The 25,596-nt window shown below is 57.1% G+C and carries 23 protein-coding genes; 13 read left to right on the top strand and 10 right to left on the bottom strand.

From position 1 onward, the window contains the following. Nucleotides 1–23: 23 nt before the first annotated feature. Both nadC and IEV54_RS00940 read right to left on the bottom strand, forming a co-directional pair. A complete protein-coding gene (gene nadC / locus IEV54_RS00935; protein ID WP_150277698.1) occupies nt 24–872 on the bottom strand; it encodes a carboxylating nicotinate-nucleotide diphosphorylase in 849 nt (282 codons plus the stop codon). 96 nt (nt 873–968) lie between these two features. Continuing rightward, complete coding sequence (locus IEV54_RS00940; RefSeq protein WP_150277697.1) at nt 969–2,333, bottom strand: alanine/glycine:cation symporter family protein; 1,365 nt, start codon at nt 2,331–2,333, stop codon at nt 969–971. A 336-nt stretch (nt 2,334–2,669) separates the two neighbouring features. Here IEV54_RS00940 and IEV54_RS00945 point away from each other — a divergent pair, with 336 nt between their 5' ends. The 4 genes from IEV54_RS00945 (at nt 2,670) to IEV54_RS00960 (ending at nt 8,798) form a co-directional block, all read left to right on the top strand. Beyond that, the gene (locus IEV54_RS00945) at nt 2,670–5,126 is read left to right on the top strand and encodes a DUF1631 domain-containing protein (RefSeq protein WP_150277696.1); all 2,457 of its coding nucleotides are present in this window, start codon (nt 2,670–2,672) and stop codon (nt 5,124–5,126) included. Nucleotides 5,127–5,189: 63 nt separating this feature from the next. Further along, on the top strand, nt 5,190–5,762 hold the full coding sequence (gene ampD, locus IEV54_RS00950) for a 1,6-anhydro-N-acetylmuramyl-L-alanine amidase AmpD (protein ID WP_150277695.1): 573 nt from the start codon (nt 5,190–5,192) through the stop codon (nt 5,760–5,762). Then, nucleotides 5,759–6,583 carry a regulatory signaling modulator protein AmpE gene (gene ampE, locus IEV54_RS00955; protein WP_188434272.1) on the top strand — a complete coding sequence of 275 codons (825 nt, stop codon included), beginning with the start codon at nt 5,759–5,761 and terminating at the stop codon, nt 6,581–6,583. The genes ampD and ampE overlap by 4 nt, the downstream gene beginning before the upstream one ends. Before the next feature lie 196 nt (nt 6,584–6,779). Further along, a complete protein-coding gene (locus IEV54_RS00960; RefSeq protein ID WP_188434273.1) occupies nt 6,780–8,798 on the top strand; it encodes a methyl-accepting chemotaxis protein in 2,019 nt (672 codons plus the stop codon). A gap of 68 nt (nt 8,799–8,866) precedes the next feature. On the opposite strand, the gene IEV54_RS00965 is transcribed toward IEV54_RS00960, so the two are convergent. The 3 genes from IEV54_RS00965 to IEV54_RS00975 all read right to left on the bottom strand — a co-directional run bounded on the left by IEV54_RS00965 (nt 8,867) and on the right by IEV54_RS00975 (nt 11,412). Continuing rightward, entirely contained in the window at nt 8,867–9,433 is a 567-nt protein-coding gene (locus IEV54_RS00965) for a cob(I)yrinic acid a,c-diamide adenosyltransferase (protein ID WP_150277693.1), read from the bottom strand. 90 nt (nt 9,434–9,523) lie between these two features. Beyond that, nucleotides 9,524–10,441, bottom strand: a complete 918-nt coding sequence (locus tag IEV54_RS00970) for a 2-dehydropantoate 2-reductase (RefSeq protein ID WP_150277692.1) — start codon at nt 10,439–10,441, stop codon at nt 9,524–9,526. A 5-nt stretch (nt 10,442–10,446) separates the two neighbouring features. Continuing rightward, on the bottom strand, nt 10,447–11,412 hold the full coding sequence (locus IEV54_RS00975) for a response regulator (protein WP_150277691.1): 966 nt from the start codon (nt 11,410–11,412) through the stop codon (nt 10,447–10,449). A 105-nt stretch (nt 11,413–11,517) separates the two neighbouring features. Between IEV54_RS00975 and IEV54_RS00980 the strand changes: the two genes are divergently transcribed. The 3 genes from IEV54_RS00980 to IEV54_RS00990 all read left to right on the top strand — a co-directional run bounded on the left by IEV54_RS00980 (nt 11,518) and on the right by IEV54_RS00990 (nt 13,538). Then, a complete protein-coding gene (locus tag IEV54_RS00980; protein ID WP_150277690.1) occupies nt 11,518–12,003 on the top strand; it encodes a YajQ family cyclic di-GMP-binding protein in 486 nt (161 codons plus the stop codon). A gap of 25 nt (nt 12,004–12,028) precedes the next feature. Then, nucleotides 12,029–12,868, top strand: coding sequence for a mechanosensitive ion channel family protein (locus IEV54_RS00985; RefSeq protein ID WP_150277689.1), 840 nt, complete (start codon nt 12,029–12,031; stop codon nt 12,866–12,868). A 154-nt stretch (nt 12,869–13,022) separates the two neighbouring features. Continuing rightward, a complete protein-coding gene (locus IEV54_RS00990; RefSeq protein ID WP_188434274.1) occupies nt 13,023–13,538 on the top strand; it encodes a hypothetical protein in 516 nt (171 codons plus the stop codon). An 85-nt stretch (nt 13,539–13,623) separates the two neighbouring features. Here the strand turns inward: IEV54_RS00990 and IEV54_RS00995 are convergent, their stop codons facing one another. Both IEV54_RS00995 and IEV54_RS01000 read right to left on the bottom strand, forming a co-directional pair. Next, the gene (locus IEV54_RS00995) at nt 13,624–15,006 is read right to left on the bottom strand and encodes an AmpG family muropeptide MFS transporter (RefSeq protein WP_150277688.1); all 1,383 of its coding nucleotides are present in this window, start codon (nt 15,004–15,006) and stop codon (nt 13,624–13,626) included. Between the two features lie 20 nt (nt 15,007–15,026). After that, nucleotides 15,027–15,359: an MGMT family protein gene (locus tag IEV54_RS01000; RefSeq protein WP_223825461.1), complete on the bottom strand. Its 333-nt coding sequence runs from the start codon at nt 15,357–15,359 to the stop codon at nt 15,027–15,029. 67 nt (nt 15,360–15,426) lie between these two features. On the opposite strand from IEV54_RS01000, the gene IEV54_RS01005 reads away from it, so the two are divergent. After that, complete coding sequence (locus tag IEV54_RS01005; RefSeq protein ID WP_188434275.1) at nt 15,427–16,443, top strand: DUF481 domain-containing protein; 1,017 nt, start codon at nt 15,427–15,429, stop codon at nt 16,441–16,443. A 69-nt stretch (nt 16,444–16,512) separates the two neighbouring features. Here IEV54_RS01005 and IEV54_RS01010 read toward each other — a convergent pair whose 3' ends face one another. Further along, entirely contained in the window at nt 16,513–17,271 is a 759-nt protein-coding gene (locus IEV54_RS01010; protein WP_150277685.1) for an SDR family oxidoreductase, read from the bottom strand. Nucleotides 17,272–17,467: 196 nt separating this feature from the next. Here IEV54_RS01010 and IEV54_RS01015 point away from each other — a divergent pair, with 196 nt between their 5' ends. The 3 genes from IEV54_RS01015 to groL all read left to right on the top strand — a co-directional run bounded on the left by IEV54_RS01015 (nt 17,468) and on the right by groL (nt 20,099). Beyond that, the gene (locus IEV54_RS01015; protein ID WP_150277684.1) at nt 17,468–17,917 is read left to right on the top strand and encodes an FxsA family protein; all 450 of its coding nucleotides are present in this window, start codon (nt 17,468–17,470) and stop codon (nt 17,915–17,917) included. A gap of 191 nt (nt 17,918–18,108) precedes the next feature. Continuing rightward, the gene (locus IEV54_RS01020) at nt 18,109–18,402 is read left to right on the top strand and encodes a co-chaperone GroES (protein ID WP_150277683.1); all 294 of its coding nucleotides are present in this window, start codon (nt 18,109–18,111) and stop codon (nt 18,400–18,402) included. A gap of 50 nt (nt 18,403–18,452) precedes the next feature. After that, on the top strand, nt 18,453–20,099 hold the full coding sequence (gene groL, locus IEV54_RS01025; RefSeq protein WP_150277682.1) for a chaperonin GroEL: 1,647 nt from the start codon (nt 18,453–18,455) through the stop codon (nt 20,097–20,099). A gap of 531 nt (nt 20,100–20,630) precedes the next feature. Here the strand turns inward: groL and fdxA are convergent. Further along, nucleotides 20,631–20,954 carry a ferredoxin FdxA gene (gene fdxA, locus IEV54_RS01030; RefSeq protein ID WP_150277681.1) on the bottom strand — a complete coding sequence of 108 codons (324 nt, stop codon included), beginning with the start codon at nt 20,952–20,954 and terminating at the stop codon, nt 20,631–20,633. Nucleotides 20,955–21,099: 145 nt separating this feature from the next. Further along, on the bottom strand, nt 21,100–23,688 hold the full coding sequence (gene mutS, locus IEV54_RS01035) for a DNA mismatch repair protein MutS (RefSeq protein ID WP_223825443.1): 2,589 nt from the start codon (nt 23,686–23,688) through the stop codon (nt 21,100–21,102). Between the two features lie 222 nt (nt 23,689–23,910). Here mutS and IEV54_RS01040 point away from each other — a divergent pair, with 222 nt between their 5' ends. Continuing rightward, the gene (locus IEV54_RS01040; protein ID WP_150277680.1) at nt 23,911–24,432 is read left to right on the top strand and encodes a CinA family protein; all 522 of its coding nucleotides are present in this window, start codon (nt 23,911–23,913) and stop codon (nt 24,430–24,432) included. A 110-nt stretch (nt 24,433–24,542) separates the two neighbouring features. Further along, the gene (gene recA / locus IEV54_RS01045) at nt 24,543–25,583 is read left to right on the top strand and encodes a recombinase RecA (RefSeq protein ID WP_150277679.1); all 1,041 of its coding nucleotides are present in this window, start codon (nt 24,543–24,545) and stop codon (nt 25,581–25,583) included. The last annotated feature ends 13 nt before the right edge of the window (nt 25,584–25,596 follow it).

Here is a 25,596-nt window from a genome sequence, read left to right on the forward strand (position 1 = left end):
CGGCCTGTTGGCCGGTTTTTCAATTACATGCTCAAGCGCATGGATAAATCCACCGCCTTGATGTCCTTGGTCATGCTGCCTATGGAGATAAAATCGACACCGGTTTCAGCGACGCTTCTGAGGGTCGTCTCGTTTATTCCCCCCGAAGCTTCAAGCGCGGCCTGACCAGCACTAAGCCGTACTGCTTCCCGCATGTCATCGTGGCTGAGTTCGTCCAGCATGATGATGTCAGCACCTGCTGCCAGCGCCTCACGCAGCTCTTCGAGATTTTCGACTTCGACTTCCACCGGTTTGTCCGGAGCCAGGTGGCGAGCCTGGGCGATAGCCTCAGCAATGCCACCACAGGCAGCAATGTGATTTTCCTTGATCAGGAAGGCGTCGTACAACCCGATCCGGTGATTGTCGCACCCGCCGCAGGTTACGGCATACTTCTGGGCCATGCGCAGGCCGGGTAGAGTCTTGCGGGTATCGAGCAAACGTACGCCGCTGCCCTCGACCAGGTCGGCGAAGTGACGGCTGCGCGTGGCTGTGGCGGACAGGGTCTGGATGAAATTCATGGCACTGCGTTCAGCGGTCAGCAAACCCCTCGCGGGGCCGTTGAGTCGGCAGAACACCTGATTGGGCTCCATACGCTCACCATCACGGGCTAGCCACTCGACGTGGATCTGAGGGTCGACCTGACGGAACACCTCCTCAGCCCAGGCTGTACCACACAGGATGGCTGACTCGCGTGTGAGGATGCTGGCAGTGGCCTGTCGATCGGCCGGAATCAGGGCGGCGGTAATGTCGCCGGAACCTACGTCCTCGGCGAGAGCCCGGCGCACGTCATCAACGATAATCTGTTGCAGTTGGTCCAGGGTCAGATTGGGCATGGGGCGAGGCTCCGTCGAGTATGTCGTGAGCCGGCGAGTATACCCTATCAAGCGCAGAACGCCCGCCGGCAGGCGGGCGTGGGGAGGGCGATATGACTAGTCCTTCAACAGGTTGAGCGGATCGTTGAAGTAGTCCCGGGTCAGCTTGAATACGACAGGACTGAGCAAGAGCAGCGCGATGAGGTTCGGGATCGCCATCATTGCATTCAGCGTGTCCGCCACCAGCCAGAGGCTGCCAAGATCGACGATCGGCAGAGTACCCAGTGGGATTGCCAGCACCCAGAGTACTCGAAACGGGATGTTAGACTTTTCACCGAACAGGAACTGGGTGCATTTTTCGCCATAAAAACTCCAGCCGATGATGGTCGTGAAGGCAAAAATGGCCAGACCAACGCTGACAATGTACTGACCCCAACCGCCGGGCAAGCCGATGTTGAACGCGTGGGCTGACAGGGAGGCACCGTTCTCGCCACTCTGCCATGCACCGGTCACCATGATCACCAGGCCGGTGATCGAACAGATCACTATGGTATCGATAAAGGTGCCGAGCATGGCCACAGTGCCCTGACGTACCGGGTTGCTGGTCTGTGCCGCGGCATGGGCAATGGGCGCGCTACCCAGGCCTGCCTCGTTGGAAAAGACGCCACGGGCAATACCAAAGCGCATAGCTGCCCAGATGGTGGCGCCAGCAAAGCCGCCTGCGGCGGCTGCCGGATTGAATGCATGATAGAAAATCAGGCCGAAGGCCTCAGGCAATTCGCTGGCATGCATTGCCAGAATTACCAGTCCGCCGCCGACGTAGAAAAGCGCCATGATCGGAACCAGCTTGCCAGCCACTTCGCCAATCCGTTTGATGCCGCCGATCAGCACCAGGGCGACCAGTACGGCTATGACGATACCCGTCAGCAGAGGCTCAATGCCAAAGGTGCTTTGCAGGGCATCGGCTACCGAGTTTGACTGGATCGTATTGCCGATACCAAAACCGGCCAGCATGCCGAATATGGCGAAGAGCACCCCAAGCCATTTCCATTTCTGGCCCAGACCGTTCTTGATGTAATACATTGGCCCGCCAACGTGATGGCCCAGCGCGTCCTTTTCGCGGAAATGTACCGCCAGCGCGGCTTCGCAGAACTTGGTTGCCATGCCTACTACAGCAATTGCCCACATCCAGAATAGGGCGCCTGGGCCGCCAAAGAACAGGGCGGTGGCCACGCCGGCGATGTTCCCGGTACCCACCGTGGCAGAAAGTGCTGTCATCAGGGCGTTAAAGGGGCTGATATCACCCTCGGCGGTGCTCTTGCGCCCGTTCCAGAGCATTTTAAAGCCGTAGCCCAGTTTTCGTTGGGGGATCAGTTTCAGGCCCAGGGTCAGATACAGACCGGTGCCAGCCAGCAGTGCGAGCATTGCTGGTCCCCAGACAATGCCGTTTATGGTGCCGATATACGCAATAAGTGCATCCATTGAAGTGACTCTCCAGTAGTCAGGTCTGTTATTTTATATTCTTGCCAAACCGGCACAGGATAACGTGTGTTTCGCCCTGGCAGCTGTTCGCTGGCGTCCATTTGTGTCAGCAATGCGTCGATCCGGAAAATACGTGGGTGCCAATTGTGTGAACCGGTTCAAGAAAAAGCCAGAACAAAGAAAGCAGGTCTGAAAAAGACTGTATAGTTGATCTAAATTTGACGCCAAATCCGTGACGCATGGAAGGCAGTACACGCAGCATGCAGTATCATGTGCAGTAGAAGGGAGCTCCGCTGGCGTTGGTCATGACGGTCGCAGATCGTCCGGAGAACAGGTATGGCGCGCGATCCCAAAATCATCAGTTTTTCCCCGGCCGGCCAAGGCAGCGAAACCGATCGGGAGCGGACGTCAGTTTTGCCGGCGCCGCTTCGGAGCGTGCGCAAGGAAGCTGTGGCCTTCCTCAAGGCTCGCTTGTCGGCGTTGTTTGATAACGCTGACGACAGTCTTTTCGAAATGGCGGACCGTGCCGCCAGCAACTCCGAGCAAGCTCTTTTTTTTGAAGCCATGCGCGCCGTGCGGCTGCATCGGCATGCGATGAGCTCCAATTGCTGTCAGCAGCTCGGGCGCAATATGGAAGCATTGAACGACAGTGCCTCTACGGTCAAAGCGCGGCCGATAGCCAATTTTGCCATCGACAGCCTTTCCCTGGTTCAGCCCGACGATCTGGAGCAGACTGTCGCGCTTGACAGCATGGTCGGGCGGGTGGTGGAGCGAAATCGACAAGGCCTTTCGCATCTGGCTATTCGGTTCAACAGCCTGGTTAAATCCCCTGTTGACGAAACCAGCAACCCAGTCGGCCCGGCTGCTCTAGCACAGATTTTTGTGGACGCACTCGGCGAGATGACGCTGGACATAAAAGTACGCATAATCGTTCTCAAGCTTTTTGAGCGCTACGTTTTTAACTCGATTGATCCCTTTTATGCCACCGCTAACGCCCAACTGGTCAGCGCGGGTGTCTTGCCTGATCTGAAGAGCGTTGCCCCCGTTCAGCGGCACCAGCCCGCAGTAAACATTGGTTCCGGCGCCACTGTCGCTGCCGGTCAGGCACTTGGAGGTTATGGAGCGCAGGAGAGCACCGACCAGCAACGTGTACTGTCCCTGTTCAGTGAGCTGATCGGCAACTGGCGGCATGCCAGCGGAGACGCGGCGCTCTCAAGAGTAACCGGATCCTCAGGCGCGCCGCTGCAGAGCAGTGAATTGCTCGGGGTTCTGGCCCAGGTACCTGTTGGTGAGTTGGAGGAGGGTGGCTTCAGGCGTCAGGATCTACGCACCCATATCAGCCAGTTGCTGCAGGAGCAGCGCGATCACCAGGGCCAACGACGTTCCCTGGATCGTATCGATGAGGATGTCATCAGTCTGGTATCGATGCTGTTTGATTTCATTCTTGATGATCCGCAGCTGCCCGCTGCGTTGAAAGCGATGATAGGCCGGCTACAGCTGCCGATCCTGCGGCTGGCGATCTCTGACAAGCGCTTCTTTGGTCAGGCCAGCCATCCAGCCCGCAGGCTGCTTAACGAACTGGCCCGCGTCACTATGGGCTGGAATGACCAGGATGATTTGCGCCGGGATCAGTTGCATGTGCTGCTCGATAGTATTGTTCAGCGTTTGCTTGCCGAGCCCACGCCGCAACCGGACATGTTTTCGGCGATGCATGGCGAGCTGACCAGCTTCGTCAACACCGAAAAGCGCCGTTCTGATCTTCTCGAACAGCGCACCCGGGATGCAGAAGAGGGCAAGGCCAGGATAGAGGCTGCCCGTGGTGAGGTGGCGGCAAGGCTGAACGCCATGCTGCTGGGCAGGACCCTACCCGTCTTCGTGGTTGATCTGCTGCGCGAAACCTGGAGTCAGGTGATGCAGATGACCTGTCTTCGCGAGGGACCTGATTCCGCTGGCATGCAGGCGACCGCAGAGGTTGCACGCATGTTGCTTCAGAGTGTTGAACCGCTGGCTGCTGGCGATGTAGGCGAGCGTGAAGCCCTCAACCTGCGGGTGCGTGAGTCCCTGGCTGATGGACTGACGCTGCTGGGTATTCAGGCTGAGCAGGGTGCGCCGCAACTTGTCAGGCTCAAGCAGCTTCAGCAATCGGTGCTGCTGGAGGCTGGACCTGCGGCGCCGGATTCTGTGCAGACTGAAACGCAAGAGCGGGATCATTCCCATGTGGCGCAGGAAGTCCAGGGTCCTGCAGCCTTGGATATGGCCGAGCCGGAGGAGACTGACGCTCAAGCTGCACTGCAGGCAGCCCCCGCGGAAACAGGCGAGTTGCAGCAGACAAACCCAATGACAGGCCTCTCCGGCGATAAGGCGGCGCCCGAATCAATCTCTGCTACGGTAAAACCGGCTCCTCAGATGCAGCGCCCGCGTATACCCGTCATGGAAGTGCGTGAGCCAGTACTTGAGGAGTCAGCGGCACCTGACCAGGCCCTTCTGGCCGGGGACACTGACCCGGCTGCAGTGGCCTGGGTCGAGCAGTTGCACACGGGCAGCTGGTTCGAGTTTCAGATGGATCCGCACTCTGCGACGCAGCGTTGTAAGCTTGCTGCGATCATCAGCTTCAGTGGCAAGTACATCTTCGTCAATCGTGCTGGTATGAAAGTGGCAGAATTCGCCCGGGTGGACCTTGCTCAGCATCATGCTGCAGGGCTGATCCGCCTGCTTGACGACAATCAGTTGTTTGACCGCGCTCTTGAATCGGTTATCGGTAATCTTCGGCAGTTGCAGGCAGGCAGACACTGATACAAATTGTGCTATCCACTGCGCAGCCTGCTAGCATAGGGTTTTTGCCGGACTCCTTAGGCCATGCCGATACGCATAGAAGATGGCTGGGCGAGAGACGTAGACATCTGCCCCTCGCCCCACTGCAATGCTCGTCCCCCGGCGGAGAGCATTTCTTTACTGGTTATCCATAATATCAGTCTGCCGCCCGGGCAGTTTGGTGGTGGGTTTGTCCAGGCCTTTTTCAGGGGGGCTCTCGACCCCCTGGAGCATCCCTACTTCGCCACCATAGCTGCTCTGCGCGTTTCGGCGCATTTTCTCATCGAGCGGAATGGGAAAGTCACCCAGTTTGTCTCCTGTCTGGACCGTGCCTGGCACGCAGGTGCGTCACTTTATGCCGGGCGCACTGATTGTAATGACTTCTCAATCGGCGTCGAACTGGAGGGTACCGATACTCAGCCCTATGCGGAGGCTCAGTACTCCAGCCTACTGGAGCTGACTCAGGCTCTGCGGTCGGCTTATCCGGCTATTACGCCGTACCGCATTACCGGTCATGAGTTCATTGCGCCGGGTCGCAAAACCGACCCCGGACCCGCCTTCGAATGGCGTCGTTTTCTGGGCGATCTGGTCAACCAGACAGGGGGGGGCGCAGCGTGAGTTTTCTGGTTCTTTTGCTGGTCGGACTCATTATTCGCTTCACTCCATGGCGCCACGGTTTTCCCGTCGATGCCGCCGGCTTGTGGGTACGCAGGATCGTTGAGGGTGAGCAGCCGCGCCCTATATGGCAAACGCTGGCGCTGCTGGCATTGCCGATGTTGCTAGCCGTCTTTGTTTTATGGGGGCTGGAAGGGCAGCTTTACGGCCTGTTGACCTTGGCAGCACATGTCGCTCTGCTGCTGGTCGCTATCGGCCGTCACGATTCCCTCGGTTCAATGGCAGCATCATTCGAGCAAGCCTGGCAACGAGGTGACCAGGAAGCGGCTTACCACATTGCCCGTAGAGACCTGGACCTTGACGGTGAAGGACCTTCTGATCTGTTGCGTGGAGTGGACGCCAGTGTGGGCTGTGCGACCTTCCGGGATTATGTGACCCCGGTTTTCTGGTACCTGTTGCTCGGGCCTCTGGGAGCCCTGGGTTATCGGCTGCTGGAGCGTTTCCAATTACGATCCGAGCATCCTGCTCTGCCAGCGGTCAGGCGCATGATCCATGCACTGGAATGGTTGCCGGCGCGTCTTTTTGCACTGAGTCTGGCCCTGGTGGGGGATTTTGAGCGAACACTGGGGTTGGTGAACAGTTGGGTGCTGCGCTGGGAGGTTAGCGCTGACCAGGTGGTGTCCGATTGCATTGCCGCAGCCCTGGGTGATGAGCAGAGAGTCACCGGTACAGCGTCGGCAGTCCTGCAACCGGTGCGTGCACTACTTGCTCGAAGTCTCTTGGTCTGGGCGGCCTGTATAGCATTCATCAGCCTGTTCGGTTAAAGATGTCAGTCGTATTGCCGATAGCTCAGTATGAGACAATCAGAACAGCTCCTGTACTGCTTGCACGGCGGGTTGTGGAATGCGAAAGGTGGTGTTCGCCCCGCCGATATAATAAACACAAGGCCTGATCACAGGTTTTTGCCGACGCGTTTTGATGTGTGTACGGCAGAAGATACGTATTTGAGGAGATGGATGCGTGAATAGTCTGATGGCCCCCGCCATAGCGTTGATGAACCGTTTGAGTTATGGCATGAAGTTCTGCCTGATCAGCGTCCTGTTTTTTGTGCCTCTAGGTATCGTCAGCAGCATGCTGGTGGAGCAGGCATATGAACGGGTCAAGATTACCCAGCGCGCCCTCGATGGCATGACACTGGTTGAGCAGAATCTGTCAATCATGCGCGATGCAGAAATGCTGCGTGATCTGGACGTTGTGCTCGGTCAGCTAGGGCAAGGCGAGTTCGCAGCGGATCTGGAGCAGCGCACAGCGGTTTTGCGCAAGCAGGTAGTGGATGCGCTGCAAGGTCTGGATCTTGATCCGGATGACCCGCAGGCAGGCGACCTGGTGACCAAGCGTGACGAACTGATACAGGCCTACGAACAGGCTGGTCAGGAGTCGGTCCGCAATCGCGGGGCATTGACCAGTCTTGCGCTCGGCGAACTGTCCTCTCTACTGGGTTTTAGCGCTGCTTATGCTGGATTGCCCCAGGATTATGATCGCAATATCCGCCAGCTTTCCGATTTGCTGATCAACGTGACGCCTGTGATTACCCAGACACTTGGCGCCGGGCGTGCCGTTGGTTCTTATTCCATTGGTCTGGGCTATCTGAATTCCGATGCCAGTCGCGATATGGACGATCTGTTTGAAAGCATGCAGACGCTTCGCGGTGATTACGCGCAGACTCTGGACCTGGTGCTGTCGGGAGATGAGCTCAGCGGGCTGCGTGGTTCAGGACAGGTCAGTCTGGAAAGTCTCGACACCGCCGCACGTATCTTCGAAGACGATATCATCCTGGCCAGCACGCTCAGCGGAAACTGGCTGGATTATTTTAATCAGCTAACCGCTGAAATTGACAAAACCTACGCTTTCAATGGGGCGGTACTCGAGACGCTGGGGGAGGTTCTGGCCAAGCGGCTAGGCGAAAATATTCAGGCCATGACTGTGCTGATCATCTCCCTGTCAGCTGTCGGTTTGCTGATTATCTATCTCTATGCCGGTTTCTACATGGCTACGCGGCGAACCCTGAAGCGGCTGTCCGCATTGATGGGCCAGGTGGCCGATGGCGACATGACGGTACATGTCGAGGTCGACAGTCGGGATGAGCTTGGCGCACTGGCAACGGATTTCAACCATACCGTACGACGGATTCGGGATCTGATCACGCAGGTCAGCCAGACGGCCGGTCAAGTGGATCAGCAGTCGCAGCAGGTAGAGACAATTTCGGGGGAGAGCAGTCGCGCAGTCGCCTCGCAACGCTCGCAGATCGAACAGGTAGCGACCGCCATGAACGAGATGTCGGCCACGTCCCAGGAAGTGGCGCGCAGCGCCGCCAGTGCCGTGACCAGTGCCGGACTGGTGAGCAAGGAAACCATGGCCGGCCGGCAGTTGGTGGAGTCCTCCGTCGATGGTATCGAGAAGCTGGCCAACGAGATCGAGAACTCGGTCAAGGCGATTAACCAACTGGCCGATGACAGCTCTTCTATCAGTCGGGTACTTGAGGTAATTAAAGGTGTCGCCGAGCAGACTAACCTGCTGGCTCTCAACGCTGCCATTGAGGCTGCGCGGGCGGGTGAACAGGGTCGTGGCTTTGCAGTGGTAGCCGATGAAGTCAGAACGCTGGCGAGAAGAACCCAGCAATCCACCGAGGAAATCGAGCAGATGATTGCTCGTCTGCAGAACGGTGTGAATGGGGCAGTCAAGGCCATGGGGGCGAGTCATGGCATGACTGGCGCCACAGTGGACTCTTCGCTCAAGGTGCAGGACGCCCTGGCCAATATTCTCAAGGCGGTCAATCAGATAGTCGATCAGAGTGAGCAGATTGCCGCCGCGGCAGAGGAGCAGACCGCGGTAAGTCACGACATCGATCAGAATATTGTCGAGATAAATCAGGTCAGTGATCGAACTGCAGAGGGTGCGCGGCAAACTGAAGAGTCCAGCAACCGCATGAGTCGGCTGGTGCAGGAATTACAGCAGATTATCAGCGCGTTCCGCGTCTGACTGAGTAGCGTGCTTGCGCTCCAGTACAGTCCGTGCTGTTGCGCAGGCGGTTCAACGTCTTGCGGGCCTTAGGCTTCGGGCTTGGGTTTGGAATGCCATAGCACTTCGGGCGTCTGCTCACGCTTTGCGATAGCCCTGGCCATGACAAAAAGCAGGTCCGACAGCCGGTTGAGATAGATTCGCGCCTGCTCGTTCACTGTTTCTTTATTGGCCAGCGAAAGATAGCGCCGCTCTGCCCGCCGGCAAACACTGCGAGCCAGATGAGCGCTGGCTACGCAGCGCGAGCCCCCGGGTAGAATGAAGTTTTTCAATGGCTCAAGGTCTGCGTTGTATCCATCGATCAATTCCTCCAGGTCTGTCACGTCTGACTCGCCGATGATGTCATGCCCGGGTACCGCCAACTCACCGCCCAGATCGAACAGCCGATGCTGCACCGGGGCCAAAACCGAGCAAAAATCGGTCAGGTGCTGGGCCTGCAGATCAGCTATCAACACGCCCAAAAGGCTGTTCAGTTCATCGACGCTGCCCATTGCCTCGATACGAGGGTGATCCTTTTCGATGCGCCTGCCGTCGGCAAGGCCAGTCTGCCCCGTGTCGCCGGTACGGGTATAGAGTTTACTCAAGCGAAAGCCCATGGTGCGTATGCCTTTAGGAAAGTCAAAAATCCGAAGTCTGTCATTAGCGGCAAAGCCTAGCCGTTCTGAGCGCCCACGCAAAGCCTGCTATCAATCACCGGGTAGCCCAAGCATTGCCAGATGTGTCTTCAGCCTCGCGTGCAGATGCCTCATTGCTGGCACCTCCAGGCGGGCCTTTTCCGCAGCGCGGCACGCATGGCCGAGGATGTAATCTATTTCGGTACGCCGGCCCGCATGCACATCCTGACGCATCGAGGAACTGTTTTGCGCGGTTTTCAGAATGACAGTGCTGATCACATCAGGTAGCTCTGCGGCCTGTTCTGCATAGCCCTGGCTTTGCAGCAGTGACTGCAGTTCGTGGGTAAGTGCGTCGAGCTCTGCACCTGCTCTGGCGGGAATCTCACCGTTGAGGCAGTCGTACAGCGCGGTAAAGGGATTGATCGCGCAGTTGATGGCCAGTTTTTGCCATAACACACGACCGATATCTTGCTCCCAAACCCAGTCGAGCGTGGTCTGCTTGAGCGACTCCAGCCAGGGAGGACAGAGGCCCCCGGCTTCGTCACCGATCCTGGTTGTTCCCTGGCCGGCCCAGACCACATGGCCAGGCTCACGCAGCCAGGCACCGTCAGTCACGCTGGCGCAGAGCACTCTGCTGCTACGGCATAGCGCTCTGGCCTGTTGCTGGCTGCCGAGACCGTTCTGCAGCATTATCACAGCACTGTCAGAGCGCAGACGAGAAACCAGAGGCGCCAGTGCAGAGGCAACGGCGTGGGCCTTGGTGGCGACGACAAGGTAGTCCAGCGCTTCGGTGTGCGAGCCCAGCGTCGCCTCCATCAGGTATTTTTGTCGGGTACCCTGGTGCTCGAATGTGAGCATGCTGCCAGCGGCCTGCCATTGCTCAACCGCCTCGTGTGTGCGCATGATCAGGCTGACCGGGTAACCAGCCTGTATCAGCCTGCCAGCCCAGAGAAGCCCGAGGCTGCCGGCACCGAGGATATGGAAGTGCATGGCGATCAGTCCGGTTGCGGCCAGCGAACCTCGGTGATCAGGCTGGTTTCGTAGGCTTCTTCGAGGTGTTGTTCAACAAGCTCCAGCAGTTGTTCTGTGCCGGGCAAGGTCTGTCTGTCGTTCACTGCACATAGGGCCATGCCCGCACGCAATGTGAGATAGCCTTCGCTGGTCTTGAAGGCCTTGAGGTTCAAGCCATCATGGAGTCGTTTGAAACTGGCCGGTTTGCAGTCAGCGGGATCTTCAGCCAGCGTGACAATAGCGAATGTATTGGACCCCGCCCGTGCGATCACATCGGTGGGCCGGACCAGCTGCTGAAGTCGCCGCGCAATGCCTCTCAGCAACTCCTGTTGAACACCTTCACCCAGGCGAGTGGTCAGTTCCTCGAGATTCTGCACGCCCAATACCAGTGTGCAGCAGATGCCGCCGCGCGATTCGACGTTGCGTAGAATATCGCCGAGTCGTTGCAGGGCATAACGCCGGTTACCCAGAGCAGTGACATTATCGACTAGGTTGTGTTCTTCAAGTTGGCTGTTATTGGAGGCAAGGAGGCGGTTTTCATCAAGCAGCCGGTTGATTAGTTGTGTTGTGCGGTCGGCTGCATAAATGCGCGGAAGCAACTGCTCGTTCATTGACGATTTGCTGATGAAGTCGTCTACACCACGATCGAAGGCTTCGCTCAGAACGTTGTCGCCCTCCCTTGCAGTCAATAGCACCACATAGGTGTAGTGGTCGGTTTGCTCGTCGGTCTGACGAATACGCGTTGTCAGCTCCAGGCCATCCATTTCGGGCATCAACCAGTCAGCGACCATAACGCTGGCTGGGCGCTCCTCGTGCATTGTCAGCGCATCCATAGCGGAGCTGGCAAATCGGATATCGGCATACCCTGCGCGCGTCAGATTATGGCCAATAACCGCACTGCTGAACTTGGTGTCGTCCACCACCATGATGCTGAGCTGCGGGTTGGGCATTGCGGGACTCCCGGTCTGTTGTTCTGTTCGGGTTATAATGCCACGAACCTATGCAGTTGTTTTGCAATATATGTCATAAATTTTTTGTTTAGTTGAGGTAAATGCATGCCTTCTTTTGATGTTGTCTCAGAACTGGACAAGCACGAAGTCACCAATGCCGTGGAAAACTCCATGAAGGACCTTGAGCGCCGATATGACCTGCGGGGTAAGGGCAGCTTCGAGTTCAAGGACAAGGAATTGCTGGTACATATGACCGGAGATGCCGAGTTTCAGCTGGAGCAGATGCTCGAGATTCTCAGGATCAATCTGGTCAAGCGCAAGATCGATATTCAGTGCCTGGAGGTCAAGCCAGCCTTTGCATCAGGCAAGCAGGTAAAGCAGGATGTGCAACTCAGGGAAGGCATAGACAAGGAGCTGGCAAAGAAAATCGTCGGCAGGATCAAGGAATCCAAAGCCAAGGTGCAGGCGGCTATTCAGGGCGAGCAGGTTCGCGTGACAGGCAAGAAGCGTGACGATCTTCAGGAAGTGATGGTGTTGTTACGCGGGGCCGATATGGAGATGCCCTTGCAGTTCAACAATTTCCGCGACTAGAGCGAATGACAGAGAGGTAGGACGGATGGATGAGGTGATGACGCAGCTCGAAGAGCTTCAGGAAGCCTGGCTGCCAATGGTGGTGGAATACGGAAGTCAGGTCTTGTTGGCCATTGTGACATTGCTGATCGGCTGGTGGCTGATCGGCCGGCTGACTGGCGGTATCCATGTGCTTATGGAGAAACGCAATATCGACCGGACTTTGCACGGGTTTATTGGCGCACTGGTCGGCATAGGCCTGAAGGTGATCCTGCTGGTCAGTGTTGCGGGCATGATTGGCGTCGAAACTACCTCCTTTATTGCGTTGATTGGTGCTGCCGGTCTTGCGGTGGGTCTGGCATTACAGGGTAGCCTGGCCAATTTTGCAGGCGGCATGCTGATTCTCATCGTCCGTCCGATTCGCGCCGGTGAGTATATCGAGGCTCAGGGCGTGGGTGGCACCGTCGACAGTATTCAGATTTTCAATACCATTTTGAAAACACCCGATAACAAGACGATCATCATTCCCAATGGGGCCTTGTCCAACGGCAACATCATCAATTATTCCCGCCAACCCACCCGGCGTGTGGATCTGAATATCGGGATTGATTATGGCGATGATGTCAAAAAGGCCCGCGAGATACTGTTGGGGTTGGCAACAGCTGACGAGCGCGTCTTCAAGGATCCCGAGCCAGTGGTCTGGTTGGTGTCACTAGGTGATAGCTCAGTCAATCTGTCGCTACGCATGTGGGCCAAGACAGATGATTACTGGGGCGTTTACTGGGAGCTTCAGGAGTTGGCCAAGGAGCATTTCGATCGCGAGGGAATCACTATTCCGTTCCCCCAGCGCACAGTTCACATGATGACCGACTCTGCTGCAGAGTAAATTCGAATGTGCTGTCAGAAGCCCGGCCGATGCCGGGTTTTTTTATGACTTTTTTCTTACCAATAGTCTGAACCCTCACGACCGTTCCCTGTCCAGAGGGGGTAGAGGCGTGCATATAGCTCGCCCAGTTCACCAGACCATAAGGTATATTTCCATGAAGCGACTTTTAAAAACATCACTGATCATGGCCGCGATGATTCCTGCCATGGCCATGGCAGTGCCGTCCGCCGGCGACAGGGAAATCACCCTGAGCGGGGCTGGCGCCAGCGACAAGGATTTCGATCAGAATGGAATATCAATGCAGGGTAGCTGGGGCGAATACTTGAGCCCATCTTCGCTGTGGGGCGTGCGCCAGAGCATCGGCATAAGTGACTCTGAAGGTGAGGAGACCAACTTTGATGGCTCCACACGCGTTTTCTATGATTATCATTTCGGTACTGGCGATACTCGTCCGTTCATTGGTGCGAGCATCGGTGGCATCTATGGCGAGCAAGTTGATGAGAGCTTCATTGCCGGCCCCGAGATCGGCGTCAAGCATTGGGTCAAGGAAGACGTGTTCATCACCGGCATGATGGAATATCAGTTCCTGTTCAAGAGTGCCAGCGATGCTGATGATCGCTACGACGACGGAGCGATTTTCTACAGCGTAGGTGTCGGTTACAACTTCTGACAGTCAATTTTATTTGGTTTTTTTGCGGCGCCGCGTCTTAGCGGCGCCGTTTTTTTATCTACTTCCGACAGGCTCCTCGCATTGATCAATCCATCCCCGGGCGCTTCAGTCTGTCAGGATGGGCCACCCTCAGCAGCATGAACGCCAGAATGATAGCCGGTAGGCCTGTCAGCGCAGTGAGCATGAAAAAGGTTACCCATCCGGTGTTTGCCGCCAGCATCCCGGTAAAACCCGCTGCGAATTGACCGGGGAGGGTCATGATCGAGCTGAAAAGGGCATATTGAGTCGCGGTGTAGGCTGTATTGGTCAGACTGGACAGGTAGGCAATGAATACCGAAATGGCCAGCCCCCCGGTGATATTGTCGGCAATGATGGCCATTATCAGGCCATACTGTTCGGGTCCGATATGCGCGAGCCAGGCGAAAGTCAGGTTGGTTGCCGGTGCCATGAAGGCCGTAAGCAGCAGGATAGGCGCAATGCCGAAACGAGCTACCAGTAGCCCCCCAAGAGCGGCTCCCAGCAGTGTCATGCCCAGGCCAAAGGCAGCCGCAATATTGGCGATCTCCGCCTTGCTGAAGCCCAGGTCCAGGTAGAATGGGTTGGCCATAACTCCCATGAAAATATCGCTTATGCGAAAGGTCGCGATAAAAGCCAGGATGACTAGGGCAGCCTTGCCGTAGCGCTGAAAAAACTCGGCGAAGGGACACACCATGGCGCCAATGAACCAGGCGGTCAGATCCCGGCGCCATCCCGCATGACTGGTTCGGGCCAGATAGTCACTCACCCGGTGCTCCAGTTCCATCGTTGAATGCGTCACGTGCACCGCAGGCTCGGCGATGATCAGCGTGGTAAGAATGCCAACCCCCATCAACCCGGCCATGGCTGCATAGGCAATAGTCCAGCTATCCAGCGACGCTAGATGCAGTGCGCCAGCGCCTGCGGCGAGAATGGCTACTCGGTAGCCAGTTACATAGGTCGCTGCCATAGCGCCCTGGCGATGCTTGGCCTCGGCCTCCACGCGGTAGGCATCGATCGCAACGTCCTGGGTTGCAGAGCCGAACGCCGCGAGAACTGCCCAGAGCGCAACAAGGGTAAGGTTTTCCCTCGGGTCAGTGAACGCCATGCCCAGCAAGGCAACGGCAATGACCAACTGAGCCAGCAACATCCAGGCCCGGCGACGTCCCAACCAGCGACTCAGAAGGGGCAGGGGAGCGCGATCAATCAGCGGCGCCCAGAGAACCTTGATTGAATGCGCCATGCCGACCCAGCTGAGAAAACCAATGGCGGTAAGCTCGACACCCAGGTCACGGAGCCAGGCGCTGAAGGTGCCGCCGACCAACAGTAATGGCAAGCCCGCGGAAAACCCCAGGAAGAGCATGCCGATAACACGTGGTTTAAGGTAGACGCGTAGCCCTTCACGTTCGCCGATGGAGGTGGTGGCTACGCCATTGGTTTCGGGGTCGATCATGCTGCTCCTGTTCTTCTGGTTCAATCCGGCCAGCCGTACCGTTTCATGTCGACCCGGCGATGGGTGATGATGATACCTTCGGCGAGGAGCCGTTGATATTGCTCCTGACCCGCTGGATGGTCAGGAGGTAATGAAAGCTGGCCCTGGCTGTTGAGAACCCTGTGCCAGGGAAGCGTGGTGCCCTCCGGCAATTGCCCCAGCCAGCGCCCTGCCAGGCGTGCTCCGCGCCCCATTCCGGCCAGTTGCGCCAGTCTGCCGTAACTTGTGACACGGCCTTCCGGAATACTCGCCAGCACTAGCAAGAAAGTCTCACGGACGGTGGCTGAACCCGTTTGCAAGTCTGAAGGCGGCATAGCTGGCTTTCGGTTTTCAGTCATGGATAATGGCGCCTCGCTGTTGCCCTCATCATATAGGTTTCACATGCTCCGTTGTCGCCCCCTGTTGGCACTTGTTCCGCTCCTAGTTACATCTACCGCCGCTATTGCTGACACGCTCTGGTTGACCAATGGTGATCGGATCAGCGGCACTATCGAACTACTTCAAGATGGTGAACTGGTCATGAATACCGAGCTTGCTGGCCGTCTTCGGGTCAAAGTCGAGAATATCAGTACATTCGAGGCAGAGCATGCGCTGCTGATCAAGACGCCGGGGCAGGCAGAAAGTTCTCTGGCGGTATCTGCGTCAGACACCTCTGGCACGGTGAATGTTCTCAATGGTGGTACGCAGCCTGTGCTGCTGGAGATTAGTACAATCCAGCAAATGCTAGAGCCCAACCCCATCATCGAAGACTGGGTCTGGTCAGGGGATGCAACTGCGGCGCTGGACATCAAGAATACGACCACGGACCAGCGCGATCTGGACCTGGCCTTTGACACCCGTGCGCGTCATGGGGATTGGCGGCATGTGGTGGGCGGGGAGTTCGAGCGCGACTACCGTGACGATGTGAAAAGCCGCCACGTATGGCAGGCCGACTATGACGTGAGCTGGTTCTTCGACGAAAAATGGTTCTGGCAGACTGCCGCAGGATATGAACGCGACCATATCGAGGAAATCGCCCGCCGCAAGCAGTTCGGTATGGGGCCGGGTTACGAGTGGTGGAATGACGCCCTGGGGCGCTTCGAGACATCGGCACGCCTCGACCGTGTGGAGCTTGAAAGCCGTGATGGCAGCACCGATACCTTTAACGCGCTGGGATTGCAGTGGGAGTTGCGCCGGTATCTGTTCAGTAAACGCTTTGAAGCGATTCACAACGCTGAAGCATTGATTCCAGACGATCCGGCGATCAATTTCGGTCTGGACGCGGAATTGGGCATTCGCTATCTGGTCAACAGCTGGGCTTCACTGAGTCTGCTTACCGAATGGGATTATGTGAATGGTAATTCGCAAAACAGTATCAACCACACCCGCTACCGGCTGGGTTTTGGGATAGGTTGGTAGCGGCCTGGGTTAAAAGGGCAGGAAGAGTAGTGGCGGGTTGGTCGAAGCCAGCCCCGCCAATATTCCTTATTACAGGCGAATACCGCCGTCCAGCTCCAGTATGCGGCCGGTGTAGTAATCGTTCTCGAACAGATAGGCCGCCGAATGGGCGATTTCCTCTGGCTTGCCCATGCGCTTGAGGGGAATGCCGGAGGTCATCTTTTCCAGCGCCTCGGGCTTCATGCCCGCGGTCATGTCGGTCTCGATAAAGCCGGGTGCGATGCCCGCGACCCGGATGCCGTAGCGTGCGAGTTCCTTGGCCCAGGTGACGGTCAGTGCTGCGACGCCGGCCTTCGCCGCCGAATAGTTCGACTGACCCATGTTGCCCGCGCGGGAGATGGACGAGATGTTGATGATCAGGCCCTGGCTACCCAGCTCGACCATCTTGGCGGCCACTTCCCGGGTGCCGAGAAAGACGCCGGTCAGGTTTACGTCGATGACTGACTGCCACTGCGCCAGGCTCATCTTCTGGATCTCGCCGTCGCGTGACTTGATCAGCAGCCCGTCACGCAGGATACCGGCGTTGTTGATCAACCCGTTGATGGCGCCAAAGTCGGTTGCTACCTGGCTGACCATATCGATTACCTGCGCTTCGTCGGCGACGTTGCAGATGTAGGAGCGAGCATCGCCGCCAGCTTTCTTGCAGGCATCGACTGCTTCGTCCAGGCGATCCTGATTGAGGTCAATCAACGCCAGCCGGGCCCCGCGGCCCGCAAGATACTCGGCCATGGAACGACCCAGGCCCTGACCGCCGCCGGTCACGATGATCACACTGTCTTTCAGTTGCATAATTGGCACCTCTCATAGCCAAGGGGATCTTATCGGGGGCAAGCATGCCCGACTCCTGCCGATTTTTGAATACCCGCGGGTGCGTTTCGGTCATCGTTTGACCTGGGAAAGGACAAAAGACAGCGTTGGCTGGCGGTTGAAAGCCGGTTGTGGCGTACCCATATACATACTTGACTGAATAATTTTCGAGGTTCGCATGCCATTAGTGCGTTTTACATTGCTGGCCATACCGCTGATTGAATTGGCGGGTCTGATATTGCTCGGCCAGAGGATAGGTGTCGGTATGACCCTGTTGTGGGTTCTGGCCAGCGGCATTCTCGGCGTGGCCGTTATCCAGAGTCAGGGCTGGACAATGCTGCAACGGCTGCAGGCCCGCATGGCCCAGGACAGCTCACCCTTTGGTGTTCTCAAGTCAGGCATGTGGGGTGTGCTTGCCGGCATCTTGCTGGTTTTCCCCGGTGTGCTGACCGACGCTGCAGCCCTGGTATGTCTTTTATTGGCCTGGCGCTATCGCGGTCAGCTCCAACCCGGTGACCCGGGCGGTCCCGGCGTCTGGCGCCAGGGGGACCATGACGTCATTGAGGGTGAGTGGAAACAGGGCAAAGAAGAGCAGATCGATCGCGACAAGCCTGCGGATCGAGAGTGAAAAAATTTCCATGGAGCCCTTGAAATCGTTTTCGCGGGCCCCATTAACGCTTCACCAGTTTTACAGGCTCCCAGTGGGGGCTCAACAAAACAGTGACGTCGCCGTTGGCGCGTCCCTCGGGTCGAAAGGCCCGGTTAACTTGAGAGGCCGGCTCGCCGGCAATCGACATCAATATTGGGAGAGATCTAACGATGAAAATCCGTCCGTTACACGACCGCGTAGTGGTTCGTCGCAGTGAAGAAGAGACCAAGACCGCTGGCGGTATCGTTCTGCCCGGTTCCGCAGCAGAAAAGCCGAACACCGGCGTGGTGCTGGCTGTGGGCACCGGTCGCATCCTGGATAATGGCGATGTCCGTGCTCCAGCTCTCAAAGAAGGCGACAAGGTTGTCTTCGGCCCTTATTCAGGCAGCAACACTATCAAGATCGACGGCGAAGACCTGTTGATCATGAGCGAATCCGAAATCTATGGCGTGTTGGAAAGCTGAGTTAAGCGCTTCTGACATTCTCTGAACGACATTATGGAAGGAAAGTAAAAATGGCTGCTAAAGAAGTTAAATTCGGTATCTCTGGCCGCAACAAGATGCTGGCTGGCGTGAACATCCTGGCCGACGCGGTCAAGGCAACTCTGGGGCCAAAAGGCCGCAACGTCCTGATCGAGCGCAGCTACGGCGCGCCGATCATTACCAAGGATGGCGTTACTGTTGCCAAGGAAATCGAACTGAAAGACAAGTTCGAGAACATGGGCGCCCAGTTGGTCAAGGACGTCGCATCCCGCGCCAACGATGACGCTGGTGACGGTACCACTACCGCTACCGTGCTGGCCCAGGCAATTGTGACCGAAGGTCTGAAGTCTGTTGTTGCCGGCATGAATCCGATGGATCTCAAGCGGGGCATCGACAAGGCGACCATCGGTATCGTGGCTGAGCTGAAGAATCTGGCCAAGCCCTGCGCTGATTCCAAGGCCATTGCCCAGGTAGGCACCATCTCCGCCAACTCCGACGAGTCCATCGGCAAGATCATTGCCGAAGCGATGGATCGCGTAGGCAAGGAAGGCGTTATCACGGTTGAGGAAGGTTCCGGCCTGGATAACGAGCTCTCCGTCGTAGAAGGTATGCAGTTCGACCGCGGTTACCTGTCTCCCTACTTCGTCAACAAGCCCGAGACCATGTCTGCCGAGCTGGATAATCCGTACATCCTGCTGGTCGACAAGAAGATCTCCAACATCCGTGAAATGCTGCCGACCCTGGAAGCTGTGGCCAAATCCGGCCGTCCGCTGATGATCATTGCCGAAGATGTTGAAGGCGAAGCGTTGGCTACCCTGGTAGTCAACAATATGCGCGGCATCGTCAAGGTGGCTGCCGTCAAGGCGCCCGGTTTTGGTGATCGCCGCAAGGCCATGCTGCAGGACATCGCCATCCTCACTGGCGGTACCGTGATCAGCGAAGAGGTCGGCCTGAGCCTGGAAAACACTGGTCTTGAGCACCTTGGTCAGGCCAAGAGTGTGCAGATCAACAAGGACAACACTACCGTTATCGATGGCGCCGGCGCCAAGCAGGACATCGAAGCCCGTGTTGGCCAGATTCGCAAGCAGGTCGAAGACACCACTTCCGACTACGACAAAGAGAAGCTGCAGGAGCGTCTGGCCAAGCTGGCTGGGGGTGTTGCAGTAATCAAGGTCGGTGCTGCTACCGAAGTCGAGATGAAAGAGAAGAAGCACCGGGTTGAAGATGCCCTGCACGCCACTCGCGCAGCCGTCGAAGAAGGCGTGGTACCTGGTGGCGGTGTTGCTCTGGTTCGCGCTCTGCAGGCGATCGAAGGGATGACCGGTGACAATGAGGATCAGACCGTCGGTATCAATTTGCTGCGTCGTGCAGTCGAGGCGCCTTTCCGCCAGATCGTTATGAACGCCGGCGAAGAAGCCTCCGTTGTCCTGAACAAGGTCAAAGCGGGCGAAGGCAACTACGGTTACAACGCTTCCACCGGCGAGTACGGTGACATGATCGAGATGGGTATTCTGGACCCGGCCAAGGTAACCCGCAGCGCGCTGCAGGCTGCTGCCTCCGTAGCCAGTCTGATGATTACCACCGAAGCCATGATTGCCGAGCTGCCGGAAGACGACAAGCCCGCAATGCCTGACATGGGCGGCATGGGTGGAATGGGTGGCATGGGCGGCATGATGTAAGCCGACTGCCTCCAGGCAAGACCCGAAACCCGGCACCGCAAGGTGCCGGGTTTTTTTATCTGCAGATTCAGGGAAGATGTGAATTCGGTAGCCTGAGACTGGTGCCTGAGATAAATGTTCCTGTTGTGCAGTGTCTTTTTTGTAAGTGTTTGCCTACAAGCTTTGTAAGCAAAATCTGCCAGCGGCTGTCAGCACTTGGTAGATTTTCTCTCAGAAAAATAGTAAGTGCTTGAAAAATAAAGTTATTAAAATATGAGAATGGTGTTTTAGCGCTAAATTTCACACTTGCTTACATTGGGTTGAGCAGTATTATGTACCCATGTGTGACGGATCACGCAGTCAGGCAGGATGCCAGACAGGGATCATCAGGGTGATGGAGTCAGGACGACTGGATAAGGATTTCACATAGGGAATGAAAGAGTGGGCGGGTTTATCCCGCCCCTTTTTTTGTCTGCGATTTGAGTTTTCAAGAGGCAGACATGAAAAAGCCGGCGCATTGGCCGGCTTTCAATTCTTCGACTGCGAGACGCCTCAGCGCTCCAGGTATTGCAGCTTGTCAGGCACGCCATCCCACTCTTCAGCGTCGGGCAGGGACTCTTTCTTCTCGGTAATGTTCGGCCAGATCTCTGCCAGCTCGGCATTGAGCTCAGTGAACTCCTGCATGTCTTCCGGCACTTCGTCCTCGGAAAAAATGGCATTGGCCGGGCATTCTGGCTCGCAGAGGGCGCAGTCAATACATTCGTCGGGGTGAATAACGAGGAAGTTTGGACCCTCGTAGAAGCAATCGACGGGGCAGACCTCAACGCAATCGGTGTATTTGCACTTGATGCAGTTGTCTACAACAACAAAAGTCATGGCGGGGTCTCCGGAATAAGTCGGTCTTGATTAATGGCGCGTAGTCTAGCAGTTTTTGCATTCTGGTACAGAGCGACGATGATATTTGCCGAAGTTCGCAACATGATCGCCGCGTCTTAATGCAAATATCTCTCATTTACAGGCATTATTTGTGCTCCGCCTTCCACTCATAAAGCAGCTCGAGTGCCTGTTTGGGGGTCAGCTCGTCGGGCTTGAGTTGGTGTAATTGCTCGACCAATGGATGCGGCGCCATTGCAAACAGGTCGTTCTGCAGAGGTTTTTTTTGTGTCGGCGTTTCGGGCTTGCCCTGTTGGCTGAGACTCTGTTGCTCCAGCGCCGCCAGATGCTCACGCGCACGATCTATTACCTGACGTGGCACGCCAGCCAACTGGGCTACCTGCAAGCCGTAGCTCTGGCTCGCGGGGCCCGGGAGTACGCTATGCAGAAAGACGATGCGCTCATTATGCTCGGTGGCATTAAGGTGCACGTTGGCCACACCCGGGTCAGTATCGACCAGGCCGGTGAGCTCGAAGTAGTGGGTGGCAAAGAGGGTGAATGCGCGCACCCGGGCCAGATACTCGGCCGCTGACCAGGCCAGCGACAGGCCATCGAAGGTGCTGGTGCCGCGGCCCACTTCATCCATGAGTACAAGGCTAGCGTCGGTGGCGTTATGCAGGATGTTGGCCGTCTCACTCATCTCGACCATGAAGGTTGAGCGACCACCGGCCAGGTCATCACTGGAACCGATACGGGTGAAGATGCGGTCCACCATGGACATTTCCACGGTGCGTGCCGGCACAAAGCTGCCGATATGCGCGAGCAGCACGATCAGCGCGGTCTGACGCATGTAGGTCGATTTACCACCCATGTTCGGGCCGGTAATGATCAGCATGCGGGTGTCGGGATCCAGGTGCAGATCATTGGCGACAAATGGACCGTCCAGAACATGCTCCACGACCGGGTGCCGGCCTTGTTCTATGCACAACTGGCTGCCCTGGATAAAGGTTGGCCGCTGGTAATCCAGCGTGCTTGCACGCTCGCTCAGCGTGGCGAGCACATCGAGTTCAGCCAGGCCCGCAGCGGTGTCCTGTAGACGTGCCAGGTCTTCATTGAGACGGTCGAGCAAATCTTCGTACAGTTGTTTTTCACGGGCAAGAGCGCGGCTGCGTGCAGACAGGGCTTTGTCCTCAAAGGTTTTCAGCTCAGGGGTAATAAAGCGCTCAGCGCCCTTGAGCGTCTGGCGTCTTACATAGTCGGCTGGCGCCTGAGCTGACTGGCCCCGAGACAGTTCGATGAAATACCCGTGTACCCGATTGTAGCCGACCTTCAGGGTGGAGAGACCGGTGCGTTCGCGCTCACGGGTTTCCAGGTCGATCAGGTATTGCCCGGCGTTTTCGCTGATATTCTGCAGTTCGTCAAGGTCCGCGTCGTAGCCTGGCTTGATTACCCCGCCGTCGCGCAGGACCGCCGGGGGATTTTCAATCACGGCCCTTTGGAGCAGTTCGGCCAGTTCCGGATACACGCCGACTTCCCCAGCCAGATGTTGCAGATGCGCTGTTTCCAGAGGTTCCAGGGCCTGTTGCAAGGCGGGCAGGGCGGCGAGGGAGTCACGTAGACGCGCCAGGTCCCGCGGGCGCGCCGAGCGCAGCGCGATGCGAGCAAGAATGCGCTCAATATCGCCAATACCCTTGAGTGCGGGTTGTAATTCCTCGTGGTAATGCTGCTGTAAAAGCGTAGTGATGCTGTCCTGTCGTGCTTGCAGTACCTTTGCATCACGCAACGGGCGATTCAGCCAGCGGGCCAGCAGACGGCTGCCCATGGCGGTGGCGGTATGATCGAGCACGTCCAGCAAAGTGTTGTCGCGCCCGCCGGACAGATTGCTGTCGATTTCCAGGTTGCGCCGGCTGGCACTGTCAATGATCACGCTGTCCTCGAAACGCTCCAGAATGAGGCTACGGATGTGCGGCAACGCGATACGTTGGGTTTCCTTGGCGTAACACATCAGCGCACCGGCCGCACCCAGCCCCAGCGTCAGGTCGTTGCAGCCGAAGCCGACCAGGTCCTTGGTGCCGAATTGTTGGGTCAGAGATTTGAATGCGCTATCGCGATCAAACTCCCAGGGTGCTCGTCGGCGCACCGCACGACGTCGCTCGATTGGCGTGTTCGTCTCCCAGTCATCGGGTATCAGCAATTCTGCAGGTGCCAGTCTCTCTAGCTCACCCAGTAGTGTTTCCCAGCCCTGTAATTCCATCACACAGAAACGCCCGCTATTGATATCCAGCGTGGCCAGGCCAAAACCTCGCTCGCTACCGACCAGTGCGGCCAACAGGTTGTCGCGCCGCTCGTCCAGCAAAGCCTCGTCACTGACCGTGCCGGGTGTGAGGATGCGAACCACCTGCCTTTCTACCGGCCCCTTGCTGGTAGCCGGATCGCCGATCTGTTCGCAGATCACCACAGACTCGCCAAGCTTCACCAGTCGGGCCAGATAACCTTCTGCGGCGTGATAGGGAATGCCGGCCATCGGAATGGGTTGGCCGCCGGACTGTCCGCGGGCAGTCAGGGTAATGTCGAGTAGGCGCGCAGCTTTTTTCGCATCATCAAAAAACAGCTCGTAGAAATCCCCCATGCGATAAAACAGCAGCTCGTGCGGATGGTGCTGCTTGATCCCGAAGTACTGCTGCATCATCGGTGTGTGGCTAGATCCGGATGGCTGGTTTCGAGCTTCTTTTTTCATCTTAATCCATTGAAAATCAGGTTATTTCATCGCATCGCACAGAGTCGCGCAGGGGTTTCAGCACATGGATCTGGAGGGAGCGACTGGGGTAGCGCGCCAGAGTAGCAAACCGGCAAGGTCAAAAACAGTTGAAAACATCAAGTGCCACCACCGGATAACCCGGGGGATGAATCCGTAGTTGGAGACTGGCATAGTCTATTCAGTTTTATGAGAGGAGTGCGCATGTCGAACTATGATCACTTGATTGACGCTACGGCCGCCCGGCTGGGCAATGTATTGCAGCGTCACGGCTTGAATGTGAGTGCAGCAGAATCTTGCACCGGAGGCGGCATCTGTGAGGCCATCACTCGCGTCAGTGGCAGCTCTGCCTGGTTCCAGACGGGCTTTGTCACCTATGCCAATCAGAGCAAAAGCCGTTGGCTGGGCGTGCATGAGGGTGATCTGCAGGCTCATGGTGCGGTAAGTGAGCCGGTGGTGCGCGCGATGGCCAGTGGTGCGCTGGCAGCCGCTGAAGCTGATATTGCGGTCGCGGTAAGTGGCATCGCCGGTCCGGATGGTGGGACCGCAGAGAAGCCGGTGGGCACGGTATGGTTTGCCTGGGCCCTGCGCGACGGCACAGTCAGCTCCGGCTGCCGCCGTTTGCAGGGCAATCGCCGGGAAGTGCGCGCCCAGACCGTTTTGCACTCTCTGGAGGGCCTGATCAAGGCCGCAGAGCAGTTGGCTGTGAGCCAGTCCTCAACCTGATTAAACAAGGGGTAGGCGGCGGCAGACTTCTGTGAAATAATACTGACCATATATACAGTAGTTTTCGTTTTCCGGGCACTCGCGTACCCGCCACTCCAAGAGGATGCACAATGGACGACAACAAGAAAAAGGCGCTTACGGCTGCCTTGAGTCAGATTGAACGTCAGTTTGGCAAGGGTGCGGTGATGCGCATGGGTGATCAAGAGCGTATGGCCATCCCGTCAATCTCAACCGGTTCCCTGGGGTTGGATATTGCCCTGGGCCTGGGAGGTTTGCCCAGGGGCCGGGTCGTCGAGATTTATGGTCCGGAATCTTCAGGTAAAACCACACTGACTCTCTCGGTCATTGCCCAGGCGCAGAAGCAAGGTGCTACCTGTGCTTTCGTTGACGCAGAGCACGCACTGGATCCCGAATATGCCGGCAAGCTTGGTGTGATCGTGGATGATCTGCTGGTTTCTCAGCCTGATACCGGTGAGCAGGCTCTGGAAATTACCGACATGCTGGTACGCTCCAACGCGGTCGACGTAATTGTCATCGACTCGGTAGCAGCCCTGGTACCCAAGGCCGAAATCGAGGGCGAGATGGGTGATCACCACGTCGGTGTGCAGGCCCGCCTGATGTCCCAGGCCCTGCGCAAGATTACCGGTAACATCAAGAACGCCAATTGCCTGGTTATTTTCATCAACCAGATCCGCATGAAGATCGGCGTGATGTTCGGCAACCCGGAAACCACTACAGGTGGTAACGCGCTGAAGTTCTACTCCTCCGTCCGTCTGGATATCCGCCGTACCGGCGCGGTGAAGGAAGGCGACGAAGTAGTGGGTAGTGAGACCCGCGTCAAGGTAGTCAAAAACAAGGTGGCGCCTCCGTTCCGTCAGGCTGAATTTCAGATCCTCTACGGTTCCGGCATCTATCACAATGCCGAGATCATCGATCTGGGCGTGCAAATTGGCCTGGTCGAGAAATCCGGCGCCTGGTATGCCTACAAGGGCAACAAGATTGGCCAGGGCAAGGCCAATGCAGCCAAATACATGGCCGAGAATCCGGCCATTGCCGACGAGATCGAGAAGGCTATTCGTGATCAGCTGTTGCCCAAGCCCAGCAACGCCAAGGCAGCGGCTGTCGAGGCCAGCGCCGACGTTGATCTGTAATCTGACGCGACAT

Origin of the sequence: Halopseudomonas salina (assembly GCF_014637955.1) — a bacterium.
Taxonomy (GTDB): Bacteria; Pseudomonadota; Gammaproteobacteria; order Pseudomonadales; family Pseudomonadaceae; genus Halopseudomonas; species Halopseudomonas salina.